Consider the following 2817-nt stretch of genomic DNA (forward strand, 5'->3'; position numbering starts at 1 on the left):
CGGCCTCGTCTCCGATCGCGCCACGACCATCTGAACCACAACCCGCGAGAGGTCATCACGCCCTCGCCCACTATCACGCACCAACTCGTAAGTGGGCGGTTCCCACCGACCGCGCACTCGGCGGGAACCGCCGATTCGCCCCGTCATCGTCGCTCGGGAGGACTTCATGGACCCCAACAGCCCGATAGCACGGCGGTTCCCGCTCATCGCCCGGTTCCGGCCCGCCTGCCCCTGCCCGCCCGCGTGCGGGGGTTGGTCGACCTGGCCGACCAGGCGGCACGCCAGAGTGATCAGGGGCCGGCCTCGGCCGTCTACAACCAGGCCGCGCTCCTCGCCTCCGACCTGGGACTGCCCGACCTGGCCCGCACGCTGTGCCACCGGCACGCCGCCGCCTACCTCCACGCCTGCCCCCTGCCTGCCACGAGCGCCATGCGCGGCCTGGAACCCGTGGTCAACCTCGCCCGCCTGCACATCCGCGCCGGCCGCCCCGACACCGGCCACCGACACCTGACCGCCCTGTACCGGGCCGTCGACGCGGGCACCGCCGCCGAATTGGACGGGATCGCCGTACCGGCCGACCTCACCGTCACCGATGAAGACCGCCGGGAGGTGCGCGGGTGGCTGTGGCGTGTCCTGATCACCGACGGCACCCGCACCCTCACCATCCAAGGACGCCGGCGCGACGCCCTGGCCCACCTCGAACGGCACCGAGGCGTGGGCGCTCGGATGCTCGACGGCCGCCAGGTCGCCGTCCTGGCCGCCCTCACCGCCGGCGACACCGACCACGCCCAGGCTCTCCTGACCGACACCGTCCCCGGCGAGCCATGGGAACGGGACGTCACCGCCTGCCTGACCGTGCTGTGCCACCGCACCGCCGCCGGCCGGCCGACCCGGACCCGACCAACACGGTGAACGCCTACCTCGACCACCGGCCGGAGCCCGGCCGGACCGTCTTCGACGTCCGCCTCGGTCTCACCCTCCTGGACACGGTCGGCTCCACCGAACACCCGGTCGCACGCCGTCTCGCCGATGCCCTGCACCGCCGAGTCGCGGACGCCCGCGACGGCCACGCCGCCCGGGAACTCCCGGCCCACCCCCTGCTCACCACGCTCGCCACCCACCGACAGGCCCAGGACTGCGCCGACCTGGTCCAAGCCTGCGCCCTCGGGACCGGAACCATCCCGAGCGAGCTGCACGACGCTCTCTCGGCCGCACTGCACACCAGCGACGCCGAGCGCCCGCTCGGATCGGCGAACCCGTCGTACTGCCGGTAGAGCTCGGCGTGCTGGACCACCACGTCGTACGGGAAGCGGGCCGCCTCGTCGGAGATCCGGATCTCCTGGCCGGTGGAGGCCGCCGGGAGCGCGTGGCGTCGGCCTCGTACGGGTCGTGGCAGGCCCGGTGGTCGCCGACGTCGAACGGAGCGGCCACCGCCCGCAGCCTGAACTCCGGCACGACCGTGCCCGCCCTCCCCTCCATCGGGGCGTTGAGACGGTCGGCGTCACGCTCGGCCTCGTGCGCGGTGGCGAACCGGCCGAGGTCCTCACTGGTGATGCCCCTGCCCACCCCGTACGTGCCGTCGCCGTTCGCCATCAGGCACGCTCCGACGACGATCAGGCGCGGGCGGGTGGTGATCGAGAAGCGCAACGCCCAGTGGCTCGTGAACGGGTGGAGAGCGCGCAGCGCCGGCTCGGCGCGGGCCGCCTCGATCAGGTCCTGGTACGTCTCGCGCCAGGCGTCCTCCGGTTCGCCCGCCTCCTGGCGCAGGCTCCGCCACTCGGCTTCCGTCAGACGCGCGGGATCGTGGTCGGGCGCCTCGAACCGGCCGGTCGGGTGCACGAAGGGTGCCACCCGGCGGAGGTCGCCCGGGTCCGCCCCGTCATGCCACGCCCGGGCGGCCCCGGGCGACCTCTGCCAGGTCCTCCGTCCCGCCCTCGACGGGGGCCATGCCCTGGAAAGGCTCCGTGCCGCAGATCGACCACCGCCGTTCGTGCGACCAGGCGCTGATCCGCAGCGGCCCGCGGTGCGGCAGGATGCTTGCGACGGTCGCGTGGAGCATCGGCCGGGGAGGTGACGGGGACGGCGCCGAGGCGGCCTTCCGCCTCGGCGCGGAGCGCTGCGGGAAGGCTGCCGCAGGCCGCGACCTCGGAGTACCGGACGGCGGGATCGGCAGGGGCGGGCACGGCCCCTGACCGGGCCCGGACCGCCGATCCCCGGGGCGGCGGCCCCGACGGACCACGTGCGACATCCCGGCCTCGGGTCAGTGCACCGCCCGAGGACCTACCGCACCGCGGCCGTGAGCCCCCAGGCCCGTCTCCCCCGTGCCGGCGGCGGACCGTCCCGCGCCCCCACCAGGCCCGGCAGGCAAGACGGTCGGCAGCGGCCGACGGCGACCGCCGGCCACTCCACTGCCGCGGACCCGCCACATCGCAATACGGTCATCGAACACCAGGACAAGACGCGACCGCCTCACCCCCGCCCAGCGCACCGCGCTGCGGGAGTCGGGCGTGGAGTGGGCGTGGAGCCGGCGGGGAGCGGGCCCCGCTGTTCCTCCACCCCGGGCCGGCAGCCAACACGCCGCGCGAGGAAGATCTTCTGGGAACTCGCCTCCCAGCACAGCACGTTGAACGGACGCCCACGAGCCCGCGGCCACCTCACGCGTGCCGCGGGTCGGCCACACCGACAAGAAGGGGTACGGCATATGGACGACATCTTCGGGGAGCTCATCGAGGAGATCGCGGAAGAGACGGCCGAAGAGATCGGCGGTGAGATCGCCGAAGACGTCGTCGAAGGACTCTTCGACTGACCGGGCATCCC

3 protein-coding genes and 1 pseudogene are annotated in these 2817 nt (G+C 74.1%); 3 read left to right on the forward strand and 1 reads right to left on the reverse strand.

Annotation, left to right across the window (positions count from 1 at the left end):
* Positions 1-243 precede the first annotated feature (243 nt).
* Positions 244-912: a hypothetical protein gene (locus tag ABD335_RS24670; RefSeq protein WP_344327431.1), complete on the forward strand. Its 669-nt coding sequence runs from the start codon at positions 244-246 to the stop codon at positions 910-912.
* Positions 909-1274: a hypothetical protein gene (locus tag ABD335_RS24675; RefSeq protein ID WP_344327766.1), complete on the forward strand. Its 366-nt coding sequence runs from the start codon at positions 909-911 to the stop codon at positions 1272-1274. The genes ABD335_RS24670 and ABD335_RS24675 overlap by 4 nt, the downstream gene beginning before the upstream one ends.
* Positions 1275-1569: 295 nt before the next feature.
* Here the strand turns inward: ABD335_RS24675 and ABD335_RS24680 are convergent.
* A pseudogene (locus tag ABD335_RS24680) lies at positions 1570-1851 on the reverse strand (DUF6193 family natural product biosynthesis protein); the annotation flags it as partial.
* A gap of 113 nt (positions 1852-1964) precedes the next feature.
* Between ABD335_RS24680 and ABD335_RS24685 the strand changes: the two are divergent.
* Positions 1965-2192, forward strand: coding sequence for a hypothetical protein (locus tag ABD335_RS24685; RefSeq protein WP_344327435.1), 228 nt, complete (start codon positions 1965-1967; stop codon positions 2190-2192).
* The last annotated feature ends 625 nt before the right edge of the window (positions 2193-2817 follow it).

The organism is Streptomyces macrosporus (assembly GCF_039533145.1).
Classification (GTDB): Bacteria; Actinomycetota; Actinomycetes; order Streptomycetales; family Streptomycetaceae; genus Streptomyces; species Streptomyces macrosporus.